This is a genomic window from Clostridium sp. TJA085, assembly GCF_058310235.1.
In genome coordinates, this window is sequence record NZ_JBZEEZ010000002.1 from 397,959 (window position 1) to 423,410 (window position 25,452).

Sequence of the window (25,452 nt, forward strand, 5' to 3'; positions counted from 1 at the left end):
ATTTGACAGCTCTTTATAATTATTTAATTTTGTTTGCAATAGATGTAATTAATATACCACTAAAAGTAACAACAATAACTAATCCTAGTCCTAATAAGCTTTTAACTTTTTTTTCATTATAAGAAAAACCTAAAGAAATACTATCTTTCATTTATCCACCTCATGCAAATTATTTATGAAGATATGTTGTTTTATTATATATTATGATTTTTATTAATTATTGTTTTAACTAATTGATAAATTAAATATTTTATTTATAGTATAAAAAATATTTAATATGACTCTATAAAAGTTTCACATTGAGTTAACACATCATTTCTTTCAGTGTTTTTAGTTATTATTAAGTTTCTAGCTTCACACTTACCATTTCCATTATAAAAACAAGATTTTGCATTGCAAGAAACTGTTGGACTAAGTTTTATATCACTACCATCATTAACCATTTGCATTATTTCTCCAATAAAATCAGTATTCCCCAAAGCTTTAAATCCATTTATTATTGATTTTTCTCTATAATTACTACAATGTGTCTGACTTGATGTGTAAGCATTTTCTCCTTCAATAAGAATATATTCTGCTCCACAAAGTCCACCTTCATTATTTATACAACTATGAACTGAACAGCCTAATGTTGTATTCATAAATTATCACACTCCCTTAAGTTATATTATTTGCAAGGAGTGTGATAATATTCTTTTATTTATATAGAATTTTTAATTGATAACCTTTACTATTAAGCTTTTGATCTATCATGAACATTCCAAGTAAATGCTAAGAATACTATTGCTAATATACATGATGCCATAAGTAGTATAAATCCACCATCCCAATTAAACTTATCAACAACAGCACCCATAGCAACTTCTGCTAACACTTGTCCTCCCATGTATCCGAAAAGACCTGTAAAACCAGCTGCTGTTCCTGCTGCTTTTTTAGGAACTAAATCTAATGCACTTACTCCAATTAACATAACTGGTCCATATATTAAAGCTCCAATTGAAGCTAAAGCACAATTTATAATTATTGGATTTGAACTCTTCCAATATATAAATACCCCGATAAATACACCAATCATACAGAATACTCCAAGAGGTGCTCTTCTTCCATGGAATACTTTATCACTAAGCCATCCAATTATTATAGTACCTGGTATTGCTGCATATTCAAAAAGTGCAAATGCAACTGATGATTCTTTCATACTAAAGTTTCTAACTTCTTCTAAATATGTTGGAACCCAGTTTATAACTCCATATCTAACTAAATATACAAAAATATTTGCCAAAGCTACTGCCCATAAATATTTATTTGTAAATACATACTTAAATAATATTTCTTTTGCTGATAATTCTCTTTCTCTATCATCAACTTGAACTTCTGGATAATCATTTTTATATTCCTCTATAGGTGGTAATCCAACTGATTGAGGAGTATCTTTTGCAAATATCATATAAAGAATTCCAATTATAATTGCAATTATTGCTGGTAAATAGAATATTCCTTTCCAGCTGCCAAACATTGAAACACCAATTACTGCTATTGTTGCTATAAGTCCGCCTCCAACATTATGAGCAGTATTCCAAATTGACATTTTTACTCCACGTTCTCTATCTGAAAACCAGTGAGTAATTGTTCTTCCACAAGGTGGCCAACCCATTCCTTGAACCCAACCATTAGCAAGCATTAATATAAACATTAATGTTATACTTGATGTAATTGGAAAGAAGAAATTTACTATACCTGATAAAATAAGTCCTATTCCTAAAAAATACCTTGGATTTGATCTATCAGAAACATTTCCCATAACAAATTTACTAATTCCATATGCTATTCCAAGTGCTGATGCTACAAATCCTAATTGAAGCTTAGTAAATCCTTGATCTACTAAGTAAGCTTTTGCTAATGAAAAATTACTTCTTACAAAATAATAAGTTAGATATCCTATATATATACTAATAAATACTTGAATTCTATACCTTTTATATGCAGAATCTATTTTATCCTTTGGCAACCTAGCTATTGGTTTAGCAGGTTTTAAAAATCCTAATATATCTCTTGTTTGATTAGATAAATCTACTGTCATATCTGCTTTGTTAACTTTTGAAAAGTTTGACATATCTCTTGTCCCCCCTACGATGTCAGAAAATAAAAAAATACCACAAAAGTATATTTTTAATATACTAATTGTGGTCTATTCTCTAAATCTCTGTACCATGTATTAAATTTTGATTAAAGTATAAAAAATTCAAGATAGCGCTATCTCTAATTTTATAATAATATTTTTAGTAAACATTTACAATAGTTATAAAAGTAAAACTTAAAGTTTTACTTTTTGTTCATTTTTTTAAAAAAATTAGCACCACTAAGGGTGCAATAGAATCAGTTGCCAATAATAATCTTTACTTTAGATACATCTTATAATTTTAACATATCTTATAAATAATATACAATACTTTATTATATTTTTTTATAAATTTAAATATTTTCATAAAAAATAACCTTTAGAAATAAATCTAAAGGTTATTTTTAATTAACTTATATAAATTAAACTATTTTACAACAGTTACTTTCATTAAGTTAGTTGCTCCAACTTCTGCAACTGGTACTCCAGCAGCTATAACTACTGTATCTCCAGCTTTAACAAATCCGTTTTCTTTAGCTATTTGTGTTGATTTTTCCATCATTTCATCAGTTGATTCCATTCTTTCTGAAACCATTGCATATACTCCCCATGAGAAAGCTAATTGTTTAGCAACAATTTCGCTTGGAGTAATTGCTAATATTGGGCATTCTGGTCTGCATTGTGATAATCTCTTTGCAGTTGCTCCACTTTGAGTTGATGAAACTATTGCAGCAGCTTGTAATTCATTAGCAGCATTACAAGTAGCTCTGCTTATTACTCCTGATATTGCAGGAACATGATGAGTTGCTGTTGAAGTTGCAACTTTGTATTCTAATTGCTTTTCAGTTTCTTCAGCAATCTTAGCCATTGTTCTAACAGCTTCTACAGGATAGCTTCCGTTAGCACTTTCTCCTGATAACATTATTGCATCTGTTCCATCTAATATAGCATTAGCTACGTCTGAAACTTCAGCTCTTGTTGGTCTTGGGTTTCTGATCATTGAATCTAACATTTGTGTTGCAGTAACAACTGGGATTCCAGCTTTGTTACATTTTTGAATGATCATTTTTTGTACTGCTGGTACGTTTTCTATTGGAATTTCAACTCCAAGGTCTCCTCTAGCTACCATAATAGCATCTGATTCAGCTATTATTGAATCTATATTGTCAACACCTTCTTGGTTTTCTATCTTAGGACAGATAAGGATGTTTTCTCCACCATTTTCATCTAAAACTTTTCTGATTGCTCTTACGTCTTCAACTTTTCTTACGAATGATGCAGCTATCATGTTTACTCCGATTTCACAACCGAATTTTAAATCTGCTTCGTCTTTTTCAGTTAAAGCTGGTAATTTTATTGATACACCAGGAACGTTAACTCCTTTGTGACTTCCAACTAATCCAGTGTTCATAACTTCACAGATTACTTTATTTCCTTCTACCTTTTTAACTTCTAATCCAACTAAACCATCATCTATTAAGATTGTGTTTCCTGGTTTAACGTCATTAGCTAATCCATCGTAGCTTACTGAACATTTAGTTGCATCTCCAAGAACTTCTTCACCAACATATATAGTGAATTCTGAACCTTTTTGTAGTTCAAGCTTGCTTGGTTCAAAGTTTCCAGTTCTTATTTCTGGTCCTTTTGTATCTAAAACGATAGCTATTTCTTTGTTGAATTTTTTAGCTAATTCCTTAACTTTTTTTATTCTTCCTGCATGCTCTTCATGATCTCCATGTGAAAAGTTATGTCTTGAAGCATTCATTCCAGCTTGGATTATTTGTGATAATATTTCTTCATTTTCACTAGCTGGACCTATTGTACAAATCATCTTAGTCTTTTTCATTCGAAATAACACTCCCTCTTTTTTTGTAATTACCCAAAATCTATATATAAAAATTTATTTATAGCATTATTAATTTATTATTTAAAACTATTTTGAAATTATTTCTGCAATTTCATAAGTCTTTTCATCAAATTTTCTTTCCATTGCTAAAGCTTCGTCGATATCCATATCTACTATTTTATTATCAACTATTCCAATAACTCTTGAAGTTTTTCCTTCTTGTAAAACTTCAACTGCCTTTGATCCCATTTTTGAAGCTAATATTGTATCAAAAGCACTTGGGCTTCCACCTCTTTGGATATGTCCTAAAACAGTTGCTCTTGTTTCCATTCCTGTAACTTCTTCAACTTCTTTAGCTAATTCGAAAGCTCCACCTACTCCTTCTGCTAAAAGTACAAGATTGTGCATCTTTCCACTTTGTCTTCCTTCTAGAATAGTTTTGCATAATTCATTTTTATCGAATCCTTTTTCTGGAACTATTATTGCTTCAGCTCCACCTGCTAAACCAGCGTATAAAGCTAAGTCTCCACAATTTCTTCCCATAACCTCAACTATTGAAACTCTTTCGTGAGATGTTGAAGTATCTCTAATCTTATTAATCGCATCTAATACTGTGTTTAATGCTGTATCAAATCCAATAGTATAATCTGTGTAAGCTAAATCATTATCAATTGTTCCTGGAAGACCAATTGTTTTAATTCCTAATTTAGAAAGAAGCTTTGCTCCTGTAAATGATCCGTCTCCACCTATTACTACTAATGCATCTACTCCATATGCTTTTAAGATTTTAACTGCTTTTTTTCTTACTTCTTCTTGTTTAAATTCTGGACATCTAGCTGTTCTTAAAATTGTTCCACCTCTTTGAATAATATCAGAAACTGAACTTCTGTCCATAGTGAATAATTCTCCGTTAATTAAACCACTATATCCTCTTTGAACTCCCATTACCTCTAATCCAGCTGCTATTGCTGTTCTAGTTACCGCTCTAACTGCAGCATTCATTCCTGGTGCATCTCCACCACTAGTTAAAATAGCTATCTTTTTCATGATTACTCCTCCTTATTCACCAAACAGGACACATCTTGTCCCACCGGTAATAAATCTTCCCACGTTTATATGACCGATTATAATTGTACATAAATTGCTGAAAATTATCAATGTTATCAATGTAAATTGTTTAATTTTTTTAATATATTGATATTATATTAAAATATTCTACAATATTCTTTATATTGAATTGTTGTAATCATTCCACATCATTATTATACCCTATGAAATTCAAAATTATATGTAATCTTATTATTTTTTTGGATTTAATTTTTGTAAAAATTTTCATTTATCTTTCATTCAATATTATTGACTATTGTTATTACTTTAATACAATTATTGCATTTTTATTGCCTTTTTATTAATTAATTATTTTATAAATTAATTATTTTTTATATATTTTATAAAGCTTTTATTTGCTATTACATAACAATTATCTACTTATTTCGATAAAATATCAAGAGAAAAAATGAATTTTCTGTATTTTTAGATTTTTTAATAAAAAGCAAAAGAAAGGTATGAAAATCTATATTTTTATCATACCTTTCCTACCTTAATATATAAAATTTTGAATAGTTATACTTTATTTATGCATTTAAATTAAATTTTTCACAAGAATCTTTTCCATTCCTTATTATTAAATAAAAATTAGCTAATGATGTACTATAATAAGGAATTACCCAAAGTAATCCTATTCCTAAAGTTAATATTCCAAGTATCATCCAACCTAAAAATGATAATTGAAATTTAAAGAATCTCCATTTGTTCCCTTTCATTAAACTAAATGACTTTGACAAACTTTCTGATAATGTAAATCCATCAACTATTAAATATTCCACTGGTAAAAAGAATGTATTTATTATAAGCATCATTAAACTTAATGATACTGCAACTAAAATAAGTGAAAATATAACATAACTAATTTCATATTCAAAAAAAGTAATACTAAATATACTTCCTATAAATATAGAAATTAAAATTATTGTTATTACAACTACAACTATTCCTAATATTAACGAAAACCCTGCATATCTTAAATATACTTTAAAATCTTTTGTTATATTATTTATATCAAATTTACCATTCCTAACTAAATTTAAGTATAAATTTATTGAAAATACTCCTGTTAATACCGATATTATAAAAGTTAACACATTATTTGCTATTGATATATTTGATTCATTAAATATAAGTTCAGGAATTCCTGTTAAAATAAAAACTACTAAAGTTACCAATACAAACTTAAGCCAGTTCCCCTTAAGATTTTCTTTCGATAATTTCTTAATTTCCGAATTTTCCATACAATTCCCTCCTATTAAATAATATAAGCATTTGTATAATTCTATTAAACTCATTTATTATATATAACAATATTATAAACTAATCTAATTATTAAAAAATTATGTAGATTTATATTATTTACTTATAGTTTTAAAAAATAAAAAGATGATTTAAAAATTAACTTCTTAAACCATCTTTTTTTATTTTTAAATTACATTTTTAAAGATTTTAAGATTCCACTACCTTTACGTTATCATCACCTAATTTTTCCTTTAATATTGTTATTGCATCACTATTTAAATCAAGCCAACATTCTCTTGAAAGTCTATAACTTTTTCTTAATTCATTATTAAATATATAAACTACTGTTTCACCTTTATATTGATTAAAATTATTTTTTATTTCATTTGCTAATATTTTTGCTTCTTTAGCATCATTTACTCTTATATATATTTTATTTGAATCTACTTTTTCTAGACCTTCAATTTTTTCACATATAAGCTTTGGTGGTTCATCTTCCTTAAGACTTATACGCCCTTTTATTGTAACAAGTGCATCTTCGTTTATACTTTCTCTAACTCTATCTAATGTTCTAGGAAAAACGATAACTTCTATTTCTCCACTTAAATCTTCAAGCTTTAAAAATGCCATTATTGTATTATTTCTAGTAACCTTTTGATTTACTTCTGTTAAAATTCCACCTAATATTACTGTTTGATTATCTTTTATTGGCATTTCACTTGACATATCATCTAAGCTTATACCTTTAGCAATATTTTCTTCCATAGCCTCATAAACTTTAAATATATTACTTATAGTTGTTGTAGTTTGTACCTTTAAACTCTTTCCATACTCATCTAAAGGATGTCCTGATAAATATATACCTGTCATTTCTTTTTCCATTGAAAGGATATGCTTTTTATTAAATTCCTTTATATCAGGATATTTAATTTCTGGCATACTTGCATTTTCTTCATCAAGTCCAAATAAACTAATTTGGCCATCAATATTTCTCTTTCTTTCTCCTGAAACACCATCCATTATTTTTTCATAAACAGCTAAAAGCTTTGATCTATATACTTTAAATGAATCTAAAGCTCCAGCTTTTATAAGACTTTCTACAGCTCTTTTATTAATTGTTCCAAGATCTAATTTATTTATAAAATCCATTATTGATAAAAATTCACCTTTATCATTTCTAGACTTTACTATATTTTCAACGACATTTACTCCAACATTTCTTATTGCTGCAAGACCAAATATTATTTTATCTCCATCAACAGTAAATTTTGAATAACTTTTATTTATATCAGGTGGAACCACTTGTATGCCTAAACTTTCTGCAAACTTTATATATGATGCAACTTTTTCACTTGTTCCCATTACTGAATTAAGCATAGCTGCAATCATTTCAACTGGATAATACTTCATTAAATAAGCTGTTTGATAACCAACAACTGCATAAGCTGCAGCATGACTTTTATTAAAAGCATATGAAGCAAAATCCATCATCATATCGTATATTTTATTTGCTACATCTTCTGATATTCCATTTCTTAAACATCCTGGTACTTCAATATTTCCATCTTTATCTTCTATTCCGTATATAAAGTTTTTTCTTTCTTCTTCCATGACCTTATGCTTTTTCTTTGACATAGCTCTTCTAACAAGGTCACTTCTTCCCATTGAGTATCCTGCAAGCTTTCTAACTATTTCCATAACCTGTTCTTGATATACCATTACTCCATATGTAACATTTAATATATCTTCTAACTCTGGTGTTAAATACTCAACCTTTTCAGGATTTCTCTTTCTTTCAACATATCTAGGTATTTCAGCCATAGGACCTGGTCTATATAATGAAATACCCGCTATAATATCTTCTAATGAATCTGGCTTAAGTTCCTTCATGAAAGCTACCATCCCAGCTGATTCTAACTGGAATACCCCTGCAGTTTTACCTTCACCAATCATCTTATAAACTTCTTTATCTTCAAAGTCTATTTTATCTAAATCTATATCAACATTTCTATTATACTTAATCATATTAACAGCATCATTCATAACAGTTAACGTTCTAAGGCCTAAAAAATCCATCTTTAGAAGACCAAGCTCTTCTAATGTGGTCATTCCAAATTGAGTTACTATCATTTCATCATTCTTTTGAAGTGGTACATACTCAACTAATGGCTTTGATGCTATAACTACTCCAGCTGCGTGAGTTGATGAGTGCCTTGGAAGACCTTCTAAATCTTTACTAACATCAATTAAATTTTTAACACGCTCATCTGTATCATAGGCTGATTTAAGTTCTGGATTTAAATCTAATGCTTTCTCTATTGTTATTCCAAGCATAGTTGGAATCATTTTAGCTATTCTATCAACTTCTGCATAAGAATAATCCATTGCCCTTCCTACATCTCTAATACATGCTCTTGCAGCCATTGTTCCAAAAGTTATAATTTGAGATACATTTTTTTCCCCATATTTATCAACAACGTAATCTATTACTTCTTGTCTTCTTTCATAACAAAAATCAGAGTCTATATCTGGCATACTTACTCTCTCTGGATTTAAGAATCTTTCAAATAATAAACTATACTTTATTGGATCTATTTTTGTTATTCCAAGAGTATATGCAACAATTGAACCAGCTGCTGAACCTCTCCCTGGCCCAGTTGGTATTCCATTATCTATTGAATACTTTATAAAGTCCCAAACAATTAAAAAGTAATCAACATATCCCATTTGCTTGATTACTCCAAGTTCATAATCAAGTCTATCAATAAGCTCTCTTGCCTCTTCACTTTCTTCCCTCATATTAAAGACTTTATCATAATCATATTTATCCTCTTTAATACAATCAAATACTGAATATCTTTCTATAAGTCCTTTATAACATGTATCCCTTAAATATGTATAAGGATTATCTTCATTTTCTGGTAATGGGAATTTAGGTAATTTTGATACATGAAACTCATAATCAAAATTACATTGTTCTGATATCTTTATAGTATTTTCTAAAGCCTCTGGTATATAAGAAAACATATCATACATTTCATCTGGTGACTTTAAGTAAAACTGATCAGAAGGGTATCTACGTCTATTTATGTCATCAACAGTTTTTCCTGTTTGTATACACATTAAAATATCATGTGATTTTGAATCTTTTCTTTCAATATAATGAACATCATTTGTTGCAACTAGAGGTATTCCTGTCTCCTTTGAAAGCTTTATATTTAATTCATTTACTTTTCTTTGTTCTTCCATACCATGATTTTGAAGCTCCAAATAAAAACCTTCTTTAAATATATCATTATATTCTAAAGCTACAGTTCTTGCTTTTTCATAGTTATCATTAAGTAATGCCTTTTGTACTTCTCCTCCAAGACATGCACTTAATGCTATAATCCCTTCACTATGTTTTCTCAAATAATCATGATCTACTCTAGGTTTATAATAAAATCCTTCTATTGAAGCCTCTGAAACTATCTTCATTAAGTTTTCATAACCAATTTCATTTTTAACTAAAAGAACTAAGTGATTTGTACTATTATCTTTATCTATATTTTTAATATGCATTGACTTACTAGCTACATAAACTTCACAACCAAGTATAGGTTTTATCCCTTCTTCCTTAGCTGCTTTATAAAAATCAACACACCCATACATTACTCCATGGTCAGTAATAGCCATACTTTCCATACCAAGCTCCTTAGCTTTCTTTACAAGCTTCTTAACTTTTCCAGATCCATCTAAAAGGCTGTACTCTGTGTGAAGATGTAAATGACAAAATTTTTTATCTCCCACTTACCCACACTCCTTTCATATATAAGAGAAAGGCCATTAGTATGTACCTGACCTTACCTCTTCTGCTATCTTTTCAATTTTTCTAAGTCTATGATTTACACCTGATTTTCCTACTGGAGGATCAAGTAATTGTCCAAGTTCCTTTAAAGATTCCTCAGGATATTGAAGTCTAAGTTCAGCTATCTCTCTAAGATTTTGAGGAAGTCTTTTAAGTCCTATACTATCTCTTATAAGCTTAATACTTTCAACTTGTCTAACTGCTGCATTAACAGTTTTTGAAAGATTTGCTGTTTCACAGTTTACAAGTCTATTAACATTATTTCTCATTTCTTTTTTGATTCTTATATTTTCTAATTCTAAAAGACATGTATGTGCACCTAATATATTAAGTAAATCAACTATTTGTTCCCCTTCTTTTATGTAAATAATAAAACTATTTTTTCTTTGAATAACTTTAGAATTAAGTCCACAGCTATTTACAAGAGCACATAAATCATTTGCATATTCCTCACTATGAGTTACAAATTCTAAATGATATGTTTTTTCAGGGTTACTAATACTTCCCCCACCTAAAAACGCACCTCTTATATAAGCCTTTTTAGTTTCAATAGTATCTACAAAAGAAGGATCTATAGTATAATCTAAACTCATAATACCATCAATTTCTTTTAATATTCCAGTTTCTTCAAGAAGTTCCTTAACTCCCATTTCTGCATCAATAACAACCATATATATATTATTTTTCTTAAGGGAATTACTCTTCTTTACCATAAGTTTAGAGTGAATATCAAAATGTTCTTTTAATAAAGTAAATATAAGCCTTGCACTTGAAGGATTTTCAGTAGTAATCCTAAATGCTAATCCCTTACCGGTAAAAGCAATAGTTCCACTAACTTTCATAATTGCAGATATTTCTGCCAAAGCTTCTCTTTTTGTTATATCAATATATCTACAGATTTCTCCTTTAACTTTTGATGAAAACGACATTTATAAATCTCCTTCTATATACGATAATTCATTTAATATCTAACTATATACAATTCTTAATTATAGCATAATTTAATGTAAATAATTATACCAATGTTGTCAAGGAAATATATATTTTTACATAAACTAATACTTTTTTCTTAATAAATTAGAAAACATAAAAATAATACCTAATAAATTTAAAAATTTTTATTAGGTATTATTTTTATTTATTATATTTTTATCACTTTTTTAATCTCCTGTAAATTTTAGTAATTTCATATATTTTTTTAGCTAATTCATTAGTTAAATCTTCTTTCTTAGCTCTCCACATCCAATTTTCTTCTGATTTTGATGGAAAATTCATTCTTGCTTCATTTCCCAAATTTAAAAAATCTTGCATAAGAGCTATTGATATATTTGATACACTACTCCAAGCCCCTCTTATCATACCCCAATTATAACCCTCTTCTTCAGTAAGTCTTAAATAATTTATAGCATACTTTATATCTTCTTTATTTCCTGTAACCTCAAACCAACCTCTTACGGTATCATTATCATGGGTACCTGTATAAGCTATTGAATTATTTATATAATTATGTGGTAAATAGTAGCTATCCCCTTGAGAGTCAAAAGCAAATTGTAATACCTTCATACCTGGAAAGCCTGTTTTATTTCTAAAATCTATTACTTCTTTAGTTAAATATCCTAAGTCTTCTGCTATAATATTAACTTCTCCAAGTTTTTCTTTTATAGCATTAAATAATTTAATTCCAGGACCTTTTACCCACTTACCATTTATTGCAGTTTTATCTCCATAAGGAATCTCCCAATATGATTCAAAGCCTCTAAAATGATCTATTCTTAAAACATCATAAATACTTAAACTTTGTCTCACTCTCTCAACCCACCAATAATAATCTGTTTTTTCTAAATAAGCCCAATTATATATTGGATTTCCCCAAAGCTGTCCAGTTTTTGAAAAAGCATCTGGCGGACAACCAGAAACTTTTATAGGCCTTTTATTATTATCTAATAAAAATATCTTGGGATTAGACCAAATATCTACACTATCCTCAGCTACATATATAGGTATATCTCCTATTATTTTTATACCTAATTTATTTGCGTAATTTTTAAGCTTATTCCATTGTTTAAAGAAATTATATTGTAAAAATATCCAGTAATTAATTTCTTCATTTAATATTTCTTTATATTCATACAAAGTTTTGCTATCTCTTAACCTTATTTTTTCATCCCAATTTTGCCAACTTACTAGAGAAAATTTTTCCTTAAGAGCCATAAAAAATGCATAATCTTCAATCCAAAATTTATTTTTTTCCCTAAATATCTCTATTTCTTTTTTATTTATTTCTTTTGAATTTTCATATGCCTTTTTTAAAATTTTCATTTTATTTTTAAATAATTTAGAATAATTTATCTTAACCCTATCTTCACCAAAATCTATATTTTCATAATCTTCTATTTTTAAAAATCCTTCTTCTCTTAGATTATCAAAATCAATAAAATATGGATTACCTGCAAATGCAGAAAAACATTGATAAGGTGAATCTCCATAACTTGTATGCCCTAAAGGTAATACTTGCCAATAAGTTTGTCCAGACTCATTTAAAAAATCTATAAATTCAAATGCTTCTTTTCCTAATGTTCCTATTCCATATTTCCCTGGCAAAGATGATATATGCATTAAAATTCCACTTGACCTTTTCATAATATACCTACCTTCATGTTTAATTCATAAATATTAATTCTAAAAATTTTTATTTACATATAATGTTAAATTAAAATCATTAAAATTTTAAGATTAATATTATATTTTATATATACTTATATTAATTTCGAAAATTACATGTCCATAAATAAAATTCTAAAACTATTTATTTTCTATTTTTAAATTAAAATAACAATAAAAAAAGAACTGAATAGAAAAATCCTTAAATATTAAGAATTCTATTTAGCTCTTTTTATTTAAATAATCAAATACTAATTTTCTTGACTATTGGTACTTTCTCTTTTATGTTTCTTTTCTGTCTTATCTCTCTCTTTTATACGTTGTGAAAGGTACATGTACTCAATTATTTTCTTTCTATCATATAATAATTTCTTTTCCATTATAGTTTCAACTAATACTTGTGCTAAATAATCTGAATCATGCTTTATAGTTCCTTTACTTACTCTTACAAGATTTTTCTCAACTATGTCGATTCCAAGATCATTTAGTTTTTTATTATCAATTTTAACAGGTTCTGATCCTTTTTCCTTATACTTTTCCTTCATAAAATCGCTTATACTACCTACATTTGCAATAACACAATCAACTATATTTTTCCCACCATATTTTCTTAAAATTTTTATATGATCCGATACATTAAATCCATCAGTTTCTCCTGGTTGTGTCATTACATTAGATATATATATTTTAAAAGCATTTGATTTCTTTATTGTGCTTACAATACCATTTACTAAAAGATTCGGAAGAACACTTGTGTATAAACTTCCTGGTCCCATAACTATAGCATCAGCTTCTTCTATTGCCTTAATTGCTTCCTCTAAAGGTTTAGCATCTTTAGGTTCAATAGATAACTTATTTATTTTTGATTTCTGCTTTATAGCTTCTTCTGGTATATAAGATTCACCTATTATAGTATTTCCATTTTCAAGTTCTGCAATTAGTTTCATATCATCTAATGTAACAGGTAAAACTTTACCAGTTACAGCAAGAACGGAGCTCATCTTTTGTACTGCTTCTTCAAAGTTTCCTGAAACTCCATCCATGGCAGCTAAAAATAAGTTACCAAAACTTTGTCCTTTAAGCCTTCCATCCTTAAATCTGTATTGAAGAAGATCTTCCATCAAAGGTTCAGTATCAGCTAATGCCAATATACAGTTTCTTATATCACCTGGTGGTAACATTCCAAGATCTTCTCTTAAATCTCCAGAACCTCCACCATCATCACCAACAGTAACTATAGCTGTTATATTTGATGTATAATATTTTAATCCCCTAAGCATCGTTGAAAGTCCAGTGCCACCACCTATAACAACTATTTTGGGACCTTTTACTAAAAGTCTTTTTTCAGTTATTAACGTCTCTATCTTTCTACTATCTAAAGACATTCTTATATAACCTTTATTCATAAGTGCAATAACAGACTTCATTCCCTCTGTTATTGATATATATATAACAAATATCCCAGTAACATTAAGACATATATAAAATAATTTATAATAAATATCATAAACTCTATGAGTAACTAATTCATTAAATCCAAATGCTATTAAAAGCACTCCAAATAATCCAAATGCAATCCATCTCTTAACTCTAATGCCAGGTTTAATCCAATCAGAGAGCCTCATAGTTTCTTTTCTCCCTTGTTTACATCTTCAATTATATCTCTATGCTCAATGCCTGTTTTATATCCTTCTTTTGATAAAAGCTCATAAACTTTATTAGCTATTGCAACAGATCTATGTCTTCCCCCTGTACATCCTATTGAAATAATAAGCTGTCTCTTTCCTTCCTTAGTGTAATTAGGAATTAAAAATTTAAGCATATCCATAAGTTTTTCCAAAAAGCCTTCTGTTTCTTTTTGCTCTAAAACATACTTTTGAACCGGCTCTTCTAAACCTGAAAACTGCTTTAACTCCGGTATATAAAATGGATTTGGAATAAATCTAACATCAAATACTAAATCTGAATCAACTGGTATACCATATTTAAATCCAAAACTTAAAACAGTTACTGAAAGTTCTTTATCTGGCTCTTCTGCTGAACCATAATATGAATTCATTTTTTCCCTTAAATCTCTAATTGCATACTTTGATGTATCAATTATTACATCAGCTCTATCTTTAACTTCTCTAAGTTTATTTCTTTCTTCAATTATTCCTGTAAGTACACGAGACTTTGGTGAAAGAGGATGTGTTCTTCTTGCTTCTTTAAATCTCTTTACTAATACTTCATTTGATGCTTCTAAAAATAAAATTTCATATTTAAAATCATTATTTTTTAAGTATACTAAGCTCTCAAATAAATCATCAAAGAATATTCCACCTCTTATATCAGTAACTATTGCTACTTTTTCTATATTTCCATTCTTACATGCTTCAGCAAATTTTGGTATTAATTGTGGTGGAAGGTTATCAACACAAAAGTATCCTAAATCTTCTAAACTTCTTGTTGCTTCTGTCTTTCCTGCTCCTGATAATCCTGTAACTATTACGAATCTCATACTTACTCCTCCTTTAAAAGTCCTATATATATAATTATATCATATATACTTTTTAATATATAATCTAACCTTCAATGTAGCTATTATAATATTAGCAATAAATTATATTATAAATCACTACTTTTATATTTTATAGACTATTTAAATAACTTAATAAACTCTTTATTTTTTTCATTATTAAATATAAAATTATTTTTGATGTTTAATATATAAAAAATAAGCTCATAAAAATGAGCTTATTTAAAAATTATAAATTATTAAATTATAAATCTTCTCCTATTATTCTAACTTCCGGATGAAGATCTACTCCAAATTGATCTTTAACTTCTTTTTGAATATGAGCTATAAGGTCTAATATATCTTTAGCTGTTGCTCCACCTTTATTTATAACAAAGCCTGAGTGCTTTGATGATACAGCTGCTCCACCTATTGAATAACCTTTAAGTCCAGCATCTTGAATTAATTTTCCTGCAAAATATCCCTCTGGTCTTTTAAATGTGCTTCCTGCTGATGGATATTCTAACGGTTGTTTAGATTCTCTTTTTTGAGTTAAGTCTTCAACCACATTCTTTATATCATCATATTCACCATTTTTTAAATTAAAAGTAGCTTCTAAAACTATTCCATTTTCAGTCATAACTTTTGAAGTTCTATATCCTAATTTTAACTCTTCATTATTATGACTTACTATACTTCCATCTTCTAATAATACTTCTGCACTTTCAATAACATCTTTAATTTCTCCGCCATAAGCACCTGCATTCATAAATACAGCTCCACCGATAGATCCTGGTATACCACAAGCAAATTCCAAACCTGTTAACTTATTGTTTAAAGCTTCATTTGAAACATCCTTTAAAAGTGCTCCAGTTTCAGCAATAATCTTATTACCTTCTACTCTTATTGAATTAAGTTCTGTAAGCTTAATTACTACTCCTCTTATTCCACCATCTTTAACAAGTAAGTTTGAACCATTTCCTATAACATAATAAGGAATGTTATTTTCTAAACAAACTTTTATAGTTTTAACTACTTGCTCTTTTGTATTAGGCTTAAGCAACACATCTACTGGTCCACCAACCTTGAAATATATATGATCACGCATTTTTGCATTTAACTCTATTTGATTTTCTGAATATATGTTTTTGAATAATCCACTATACTTATTCATCCATAAAACTCCTTGAAATATATTTTTTTTACAATTAATTAGTATATTCTAAATTGGAAATTAAAACAAGTCTTTTACTATTACATTTATATTATTTTAATTAAATTTTAGTTCCATTAAAATATTCTATTATACTTTTAGCTGCTTTTTTATCTATGCTCGGCGTATCCAATAATTCTTGTAAAGTTGCCTTTTTAACATTTTCAACACTACCAAATTTCATAAGAAGCTCTTTTCTTCTCTTTGCCCCTATATTAGGTATATCATCTAATATAGAATGAAGTGTTCTTTTATCCCTAAGTGATCTATGATATGTAATTGCAAATCTATGTACTTCATCTTGTATTCTTCTTATAAGTTGCATAAGATTTGAACTTCTATTTATTATAAGCTCCTCGTTATTATATATAATACCTCTAGTTTGATGCTTATCATCCTTTACAAGTCCACATACAGGTATTTCTATCCTTAGTTTATTTAGAACTTCTAAAGCTATATTAATTTGTCCCTTTCCTCCATCCATCATTATTAAATCAGGAAAGTTAGAAAATTTACCATTTGAAAATACTAAGTTTCTTTCTTGAATCTCTTTTATTTCTTTTAAACCATGTTCAAATCTTCTTGTCAATATTTCTCTCATACTATCATAATCATTGGCACCTTTTACAGTTTTTATTCTAAACCTTCTATAATCACTATTTTTTGCTTTACCATTTTCAAAAACAATCATACTTCCTACAGAATCTACCCCTTGTATATTAGATATATCATAAGCTTCTATCCTATTTGGGATATCATCTAAATTAAGTAACTGCGCAAGTTCTTCTAAAGAAATTTTATTTATTTCTTTTTCTTTTAAAATTTTATCTTTAAATTGCTGTAAAGTTATTTTAGCATTTTCCTTTACCATATCTAACATACTTTTCTTCTCGCCTTTTTTAGGAATTTTAATCCAAACCTTCGATCCTCTTTTTATTGTTAATAATTCTTCCAAAATATCATGATCATCAACATATGGTAAATATATATTCTTAGGTATTTTAGAAGCCCCACTATAAAAACTAACTATAAATTTAGATATAACTTCGCTTTCTTCTTCACCAAAAGTATTTTCAATCATAAAATGCTCTCTTCCAGTTACTTTTCCTTCTCTTAAAAAGAAAACTTGAACACAGCTATCTTTTTCATCACTATATATATTTATAAAATCTTCATCTTCATCAGTTATTTTAAACATTTTCTGTTTTTGAACTAAAGTATCGATTGCTAATATTTTATCTCTATAAGATGCTGCTTTTTCAAATTCTAAATTATTAGCAGCCTCTTCCATATTCTCTTTAAGCTCTTTAGTAACATCTTTATCTTTTCCATTTAATATATCAATTACTGAATTTATCATTTTTCCATAATCAGCCTTCGAGACATAACCTCCACAAGGTGCATTGCATTTATTTATATGAAAATTTAAACAAGGCCTTGTTCTTTCTCCATATTCAGTTATAGATCTTTTACAAGTTCTTATTGGAAAAACTTTTCTTATTAAATTTATAGTTTCATATACGGCAGCTCCATTAGTATAAGGTCCAAAATACTTATTACCATCTTTTGCAAAATTTCTTGTTATAAAAACTCTTGGAAAGTCTTCATTAGTAGTTATTTTTATAAAAGGATAAAATTTATCATCTTTTAAAGATATGTTATATTTCGGACTATGCTTTTTTATTAAATTACACTCTAATATTAATGCTTCAATTTCAGAATCAGTAATTATATATTCAAATTCAGCTATATTTTTCACCATAGCTCTTACTTTTTCTGAATGATTTTTTGAATTTCTAAAATATTGCCTTACTCTATTTTTTAAATTTTTTGCTTTACCAACATAAATTATTTCTCCAAGATTATTTTTCATTAAATAAACACCTGGATTATCTGGTAATATCTTTAATTGATATTCAAAATCAAAAATTCTAATCACCTCCAAGCTATAATAATTATTATATAAATAATTATATCACTTAAGCAAAATAAAAATATAATTAAATTATAGATAAATTAAATAAATAAAAAAGAGCATTTATAAATGCTCTTTTTTATTTATTTAATTCACTATTCATTACTTTTCCAGCAACTGTTGCAGCTTTTCCAGCTCCAAATCCACCTTCTTCAACTATGACTGCCACAACTATCTTAGGATCATTTGCCGGAGCAAATCCAACAAACCAAGAATGTGGAGTTGCAGGACTACCATCTGCATTATTGTGATCTGCTGTTCCAGTTTTACCAGCAGCATTTATTCCATCAAAGAAACTCCATTTTCCACTTTTTACATTTTTTTGAACCAATCCTTGCATATATCCTTTAATAATTGTAGCTTGACCTTCAGTCATAGCTTTTCTATATTCTTTAGATTTCATTGTTTCAACAGTTTTTCCTTTGTCATCAACAACACTTTTTACTAATTGTGGCTCCATTATAACACCATTATTTGCAACTGCTGAAGTTGCTAGTGCCATTTGTATAGGAGTTGCAAGTATACTTGCTTGCCCAATACCACTTCTTGCTATATCACCAATTTGATAACTTTCAAGCTTTGGAAATTCACTTGGAGATATAGTAAAACCATTTGCTGGTATCTGACTATTAAATCCAAAATTTTCTGCTGTTTTTAATAACTTATCATTTCCAAGTTGCATAGCAAGTGTTCCATAAACAACATTACTTGAAACTATAAATGCCTTTCTTAAATCAATATTTCCATATGAAGCTCCACCTGCATTAGCTAAATTTTTTCCATCTTGGAATTTAATTTCACCACTATCATTAAAGGTCTTGCCTGTAACATCTGGAATATTTTCAAGCGCACTTGCTGTTGTTATTATTTTAAATGTTGATCCTGGTGGATATTTTCCTGCTGTAACTCTATTTATAAGTGGACTATTTAATTTATCTCCTGAATTTGCTTTCTTCATTTCAGCTTCTAAATTATTTGGATTAAAACTAGGCTTTGAAACAGATGCTATAACTTCTCCTGTTTTAGGATTAAGTGCGACAACTGCACCTCTATTATTTCCTAAAGCATTATATGCTATTTTTTGTAAATTTGTATCAAGAGTAGTAATTACTGTATTTCCTATTTTATTTTTATCATTATTTCTATTTTCAAAAGCTTTTTTTAAATTATCTATACTAAAATTATGAAGTAATTCATTGAAACTTGATGATGTACAAGTTGTAAGCTGTTTATCATAAGAATTTTCAAGCCCTGATATTCCAAATCTACTATCAACATATCCTATTGGATGAGCATACAAAGCTCCATACTCATATTCTCTCTTTTGAGTATTATTTTTTTCTCTTACACTTTTTGCAATTACATTCCCATCTCGATCTTTTATTTCCCCTCTTAAAACTTCATTTCTCTTAGCCCATGATCTTTGATTACCTGGCATCTCTGAAATTTTAGGAGCTTTAAACACCTGAAAATAAGCCATATATGATATAAGGGCTATAAGTAAAAATAAGAAAACAATCATTACTTTTGTTACACTATTTTTAATATCACCTTTCATTCTAGCCCTCCTCTGATATTTTCTGTAATATTCCTAATGCAAAAAACATTGTTAATATTGATGAACCACCGTAACTAATAAGAGGTAATGCTATACCTGTTAATGGTATTACTGCAAATACTCCACCAATAATAACAAGTACCTGACAAACTATCATAGCACTAAATCCTACTGCACTTAATTGTGAAAATTCATCATCAGTTACAAATGCTGTTCTTATACATCTATAAAATAATAAGAAATATAATATCATTATTCCTATACCAAATATCATACCCTGTTCTTCACATATTATCGCAAAGATATAGTCTGTTGTATGTACTGGCACATATTGTGGATACCCTTCTCCAAGTCCTGATCCAAACATTCCACCTGAAGAAATAGCATATAGACCTTGAACTATTTGATATCCCTGATCTTGAGCATATTCCCATGGATTTTTCCATATTAAAACTCTATCTCTTACGTGTCCAAAAAATTTATATGCTCCAATTGAACCTATTACTGAAAGTCCTAAACATGTAAATATATACTTTTTCTTTCCTGTTGCAATATACAGCATAGTTACGGATATTCCAAAGAAAATAAGTGCAGACCCTAAATCTCTTTGAAGAACCATACAACCTAAACTAAACATTACTACAAGTCCTGGTCTTATAAGATTTTTAAAGTTCCCCTTTGAATTATCCCCAACCTTATATTCCTTAAGAGCAGCTGCTAAATACAAAACCAATGCTATTTTACCAAACTCTGAAGGTTGAAAGCTTATAGGACCTATTATTACCCAGTTTTTAGCTCCAAAAACTACTTTACCAAATAAAAGTGCCATAGGCATAAACACTATTACACCAATCATGTATAAATTTTTATACTTAGCAAAATTTTTAAAGTTAGGAAATGCTTTAAGTACTATAATAAATACTACTATACTTGCTAAAAACCAAATAAGTTGTTTTTCTGCAACCTTTGGATCAAGTCTATAAAGCATAGCTATACCTATAACTACTAAAATACACGAAAATGTAAGAATAAACTTATCTCCCTCTGGATAAAATTTTCTTACAATCAAATTAGCAATAAATATAACTACACATAATATTCCACCTAAATATAATGCATCTTTATCTATAGGAGCTTTTAAAAGTGCTAGGTTAGTAAAAAGAGCTATACATAATAAATATGTTAATCCAAGCATTATTCTTTCTTTATTGTCTTTTTTCATTTAATCACCCCACCACTATCTAAGGAATAACCTTGAATATAGCTGTTCCTATAGCAATTTGATCTTTTGGAAATAACTTAACCTTACCATTTATTTTTTCACCATTTAAATATGTTCCATTAGTACTATTTAAATCTTCTAAAATAAGTACATTATTTTTTGCCATTATTCTAGCATGGTTTCCTGATACATATTTATCAGTTAATATTATGGTATTGTTACTTCTTCTACCTATTGTGGCTAAATCTCTTATAGGGACTACCGACCCAACTTTTAGCGATGTATTTTCACCAGCCTTTACTATTTCTATACCTAGATATCTCTTTTTATTAGGTATAGGTCTTCTATTGCTAGCTTTTTTATTGGCAGTACTTGGATTTCCACCGCTTTTAACATCTTTAGCCATTATTTTTAAGGCGTATACAATTATGAAATATAATATTACTATAAAAATTATTCCAAATACACCTGCAATAAATTTTGAAAAATCCATCTTTTCACCTCAAAAAAAATACTTTATCTTTTTGATTATACACCAAAATACCATTAAATTCATACATTTATCTTACAATTAATAAACTATATAATAATTAACTAGGTATTTAAGTAAAATATCTTAAAACCTAGCTAATTATTTCATAATTTTATTTTACTTTAATATCTTACGTAAATATTGGCCAGTATATGAATCTTTTATGTTACATATTTCTTCAGGTGTTCCTGTTCCCAAGATGGTACCACCTTTATCTCCACCTTCTGGTCCTAAATCTATTATATAATCAGCACATTTTATCATATCTAAATTGTGTTCTATAACAATAACTGAATTTCCTGAATCAACTAACCTTTGTAGTATTCCAACTAATCTATTAACATCGTCTATATGAAGACCTGTTGTTGGTTCATCTAATATATATAAAGTTTTTCCTGTACTTCTCTTTGAAAGTTCAAATGCCAGCTTTATTCTTTGTGCTTCTCCACCAGATAATTGTGTTGATGGTTGACCAAGTCTTATATAACCAAGTCCTACATCATATAATGTTTGAAGCTTATTTTTTATTCTTGGTATATGCTCAAAAAATTCTAACGCTTCTTCCACTGTCATATTAAGAACATCATCTATATTTTTCCCCTTATATTTAACCTCTAAAGTTTCTCTATTATATCTCTTTCCTTTACAAACTTCACAAGGTACATATACATCAGATAAAAATTGCATTTCAATTTTTATAATTCCATCTCCTGAACAAGCTTCACATCTTCCACCCTTTACATTAAAGCTAAACCTTCCTGGTTTATATCCACGCATTTTTGCTTCTGGTGTTTGCGAAAATAATTCTCTTATTATATCAAAAGTACCTGTATAAGTGGCTGGATTTGAACGCGGTGTTCTTCCTATAGGACTTTGATCTATATCTATTATCTTATCTATATTTTCAAAACCTTTAATTTCTTTATGATTTCCAACTGAATTTTTACTCTTATTAACTAATTTATTTAATCCTTTATAAAGAATTTCATTAACTAATGTACTCTTTCCTGAACCTGATACTCCAGTTACCATAGTCAATACTCCAAGTGGAAAGTCTACCGTTACATTTTTTAAATTATTTTCTTTAGCTTTAACTACAGTAATTTTATTTCCATTACCTTTTCTTCTTTCATTCGGAACTTCTATTTTTTTCTTTCCTGTTAAATATTGAGCAGTTATTGAGTTATCATTTTTCTCTATTTCTTCTAATGTACCTGCCGCAACAATTTCTCCACCATGCTCTCCAGCTCTTGGACCAATATCAACAATGTAATCAGCCGCTCTCATTGTATCTTCATCATGTTCTACAACTATTACTGTATTACCAACATCTCTTAAATGTTTTAGTGTCCCTATAAGTCTATCATTATCTCTTTGATGAAGTCCTATACTTGGTTCATCCAAAATATATAAAACACCCATAAGGGCTGAACCTATTTGTGTAGCAAGTCTTATTCTTTGAGACTCTCCACCTGATAATGTACCTGAATTTCTTGAAAGATTTAAATAATCCAATCCTACATTAACTAAAAATTCTAATCTACTAATAATTTCTTTTAATATTTGCTCGCTTATTATTTTATTTTTTTCTGAAAATTTTATAGATTTTATAAAATCTAATTCATCTTTTATAGACATTTGAGTAAATTCATAAATATTTTTATCACCAACAGTTACAGATAATGCTTCCTTTGAAAGTCTTGCCCCCTTACATTTTGGACAATGTTTATTACTCATGTATTGTTCTATTTCACCTTTTATTAAATCTGAATTTGTTTCTCTATATCTTCTTTGAAGGGCATTTATTTCACCTTCCCATACAGAATTATATGTTGCTTTTACACCATCTTTAACATAATCAACCTTTAATCTTTTACCTTCTGTTCCATATAACAATACTTTAACAACTTCATTTGATAAATCTTTTATTGGTGTATTTAAATCAAAGTTATATTCTTTGCTTAAAGCTTTTAAAAAGGCAAATGTCCATGAATCTTCTTTTAGTCTACCTTCACCCCAACAAGCTATGGCACCTTCCATTATACTTAAATCTTTATTTGGTATTATTAAATTTTCATCTATTTCAATTAATGAACCAAGTCCATCACAATAATCACATTTACCAAAAGGTGAATTAAAAGAAAACATTCTAGGTGCTAATTCCTCAATACTTATATTACAATCAGGACAAGCAAAATTTTCACTATAAAGAGTATCTTCTCCACCTATCTCATTAATAATAACTAATCCTTCTCCAAGCTTTAATGCCGTTTCTATTGAATCAGTTAACCTTTTTTCTATTCCTTCTTTTATTACTAATCTATCTACAATTGCTTCTATATTATGCTTTTTATTCTTTTCTAATTTTACTTCATCTTCCGTAAGGTCATATACCTCACCATCTATTCTTGCTCTTATAAAACCATTTTTCTTTATATTTTCTAATAATTTTTCATGAGCTCCTTTTCTACCTCTTATAACTGGTGCTAAAATTTGAACTTTTGTTCTCTCTTCTAACGCCATAACTTTATCAATTATTTGATCTACAGATTGTTTGCTTATTACTTTTCCACACTTTGGGCAATGTGGAATTCCTACTCTTGCGTAAAGCAATCTTAAATAATCATATATTTCTGTTATAGTTCCAACTGTTGACCTAGGATTTTTACTTGTTGTTTTTTGGTCTATTGATATAGCTGGTGATAATCCTTCGATATTTTCAACATCTGGTTTATTCATTTGACCTAAAAACTGTCTTGCATAAGCTGAAAGAGATTCCACATATCTTCTTTGACCTTCAGCATATAATGTATCAAAAGCTAATGATGATTTACCTGAACCTGAAAGTCCAGTAAATACAATTAACTTATCTCTAGGTATTTCTAAACTAACATTTTTTAAATTATGTACTTTAGCTCCTTTTATTATAATTTTATCTTTCATATAACTACCTCTCTTTTAACTTAAGTTTATAATTAAATACACGAACATATATTCTCATTATTAATTTTAAATTTATCTCTCTTTATTGTCAATTATACCATTCATTCAGTTCTTTAATAATTAATATTATTTAATAATTATATACTTTATTTGAATAAAAAAAGCTAAACAATATAATATTATATTGTTTAGCTTTTATTTCATTTATGTATAAACTCTTTATTATAAATTTTTTTCTCTTATTATTATTTCAGCAGCAGCCTCTGCCATTTCTCCTGTAAATCTTACACATTGATCTTTGTGTTCTTTTGAACCCATAACCATACCTTTTGTTAACACACTACAGCAAGTTAGCTTATTTGCTTCTCTAAATCTATCATGTAATTCTTTTGATAGTTCTAAAGTCTTATTTACCTCTTCTCCACCTAGTTCATTTCTACCAAATATCATTCCTATAGCCATTACAGCACCTGTTAAAGCTCCACATGTACATCCAGCTCTCCCTATTCCTACTGGAAATCCTGATGCAAATTTTATTACGTCATCACTTAACTCTGGCATAAATTCATCTTTTAAAGTTTTAACTATAGATTCTGAACAGAACAGTTGTCCATCTCTGTAATATTTTTCAGCTGTTTCTTTTATTCTAAGTAATCTTTCATCTTTCATAATTAACGCCTCCTAAATTAT

At 28.2% G+C, this 25,452-nt stretch carries 18 protein-coding genes; all 18 read right to left on the reverse strand.

Annotation, left to right across the window (positions count from 1 at the left end; translation table 11 throughout):
- Window positions 1-19: 19 nt before the first annotated feature.
- A complete protein-coding gene (locus AC4FQW_RS09065) occupies window positions 20-151 on the reverse strand; it encodes a hypothetical protein (RefSeq protein WP_303127788.1) in 132 nt (43 codons plus the stop codon).
- A 121-nt stretch (window positions 152-272) separates the two neighbouring features.
- The gene (locus tag AC4FQW_RS09070) at window positions 273-641 is read right to left on the reverse strand and encodes a DUF1540 domain-containing protein (RefSeq protein WP_491148657.1); all 369 of its coding nucleotides are present in this window, start codon (window positions 639-641) and stop codon (window positions 273-275) included.
- A 92-nt stretch (window positions 642-733) separates the two neighbouring features.
- Window positions 734-2,080 (reverse strand): glycerol-3-phosphate transporter, encoded by a 1,347-nt coding sequence (gene glpT, locus AC4FQW_RS09075; protein WP_303127828.1) that lies wholly within the window; start codon window positions 2,078-2,080, stop codon window positions 734-736.
- Between the two features lie 466 nt (window positions 2,081-2,546).
- The gene (pyk, locus tag AC4FQW_RS09080; protein WP_303127784.1) at window positions 2,547-3,965 is read right to left on the reverse strand and encodes a pyruvate kinase; all 1,419 of its coding nucleotides are present in this window, start codon (window positions 3,963-3,965) and stop codon (window positions 2,547-2,549) included.
- A gap of 87 nt (window positions 3,966-4,052) precedes the next feature.
- Window positions 4,053-5,012, reverse strand: coding sequence for a 6-phosphofructokinase (gene pfkA / locus AC4FQW_RS09085; RefSeq protein ID WP_303127781.1), 960 nt, complete (start codon window positions 5,010-5,012; stop codon window positions 4,053-4,055).
- Window positions 5,013-5,599: 587 nt separating this feature from the next.
- The gene (locus tag AC4FQW_RS09090) at window positions 5,600-6,313 is read right to left on the reverse strand and encodes a DUF975 family protein (protein ID WP_491148659.1); all 714 of its coding nucleotides are present in this window, start codon (window positions 6,311-6,313) and stop codon (window positions 5,600-5,602) included.
- A gap of 208 nt (window positions 6,314-6,521) precedes the next feature.
- Window positions 6,522-10,103 (reverse strand): DNA polymerase III subunit alpha, encoded by a 3,582-nt coding sequence (locus AC4FQW_RS09095; RefSeq protein WP_491148661.1) that lies wholly within the window; start codon window positions 10,101-10,103, stop codon window positions 6,522-6,524.
- Between the two features lie 36 nt (window positions 10,104-10,139).
- Entirely contained in the window at window positions 10,140-11,090 is a 951-nt protein-coding gene (gene whiA, locus AC4FQW_RS09100; protein WP_303127772.1) for a DNA-binding protein WhiA, read from the reverse strand.
- A 223-nt stretch (window positions 11,091-11,313) separates the two neighbouring features.
- Window positions 11,314-12,801, reverse strand: a complete 1,488-nt coding sequence (malQ, locus tag AC4FQW_RS09105; protein WP_491148663.1) for a 4-alpha-glucanotransferase — start codon at window positions 12,799-12,801, stop codon at window positions 11,314-11,316.
- Window positions 12,802-13,073: 272 nt separating this feature from the next.
- Complete coding sequence (gene mgfK, locus AC4FQW_RS09110) at window positions 13,074-14,447, reverse strand: gluconeogenesis morphogenetic factor MgfK (RefSeq protein WP_303127761.1); 1,374 nt, start codon at window positions 14,445-14,447, stop codon at window positions 13,074-13,076.
- On the reverse strand, window positions 14,444-15,322 hold the full coding sequence (gene rapZ / locus AC4FQW_RS09115; RefSeq protein ID WP_303127758.1) for an RNase adapter RapZ: 879 nt from the start codon (window positions 15,320-15,322) through the stop codon (window positions 14,444-14,446). Before rapZ ends, mgfK begins: the two co-directional genes overlap by 4 nt.
- 262 nt (window positions 15,323-15,584) lie before the next feature.
- Window positions 15,585-16,493: a UDP-N-acetylmuramate dehydrogenase gene (murB, locus tag AC4FQW_RS09120; RefSeq protein ID WP_303127756.1), complete on the reverse strand. Its 909-nt coding sequence runs from the start codon at window positions 16,491-16,493 to the stop codon at window positions 15,585-15,587.
- Window positions 16,494-16,593: 100 nt separating this feature from the next.
- A complete protein-coding gene (gene uvrC / locus AC4FQW_RS09125; protein ID WP_491148707.1) occupies window positions 16,594-18,462 on the reverse strand; it encodes an excinuclease ABC subunit UvrC in 1,869 nt (622 codons plus the stop codon).
- A gap of 124 nt (window positions 18,463-18,586) precedes the next feature.
- Window positions 18,587-20,065, reverse strand: a complete 1,479-nt coding sequence (locus tag AC4FQW_RS09130; RefSeq protein WP_491148666.1) for a peptidoglycan D,D-transpeptidase FtsI family protein — start codon at window positions 20,063-20,065, stop codon at window positions 18,587-18,589.
- A 1-nt stretch (window position 20,066) separates the two neighbouring features.
- Complete coding sequence (locus AC4FQW_RS09135; RefSeq protein ID WP_303127752.1) at window positions 20,067-21,287, reverse strand: FtsW/RodA/SpoVE family cell cycle protein; 1,221 nt, start codon at window positions 21,285-21,287, stop codon at window positions 20,067-20,069.
- Window positions 21,288-21,306: 19 nt separating this feature from the next.
- Window positions 21,307-21,780 (reverse strand): FHA domain-containing protein, encoded by a 474-nt coding sequence (locus AC4FQW_RS09140; RefSeq protein ID WP_491148669.1) that lies wholly within the window; start codon window positions 21,778-21,780, stop codon window positions 21,307-21,309.
- Window positions 21,781-21,936: 156 nt separating this feature from the next.
- Window positions 21,937-24,762: an excinuclease ABC subunit UvrA gene (gene uvrA / locus AC4FQW_RS09145; protein WP_491148670.1), complete on the reverse strand. Its 2,826-nt coding sequence runs from the start codon at window positions 24,760-24,762 to the stop codon at window positions 21,937-21,939.
- Between the two features lie 222 nt (window positions 24,763-24,984).
- Window positions 24,985-25,431, reverse strand: a complete 447-nt coding sequence (locus AC4FQW_RS09150) for a C-GCAxxG-C-C family (seleno)protein (protein WP_303127744.1) — start codon at window positions 25,429-25,431, stop codon at window positions 24,985-24,987.
- Window positions 25,432-25,452 lie beyond the last annotated feature (21 nt).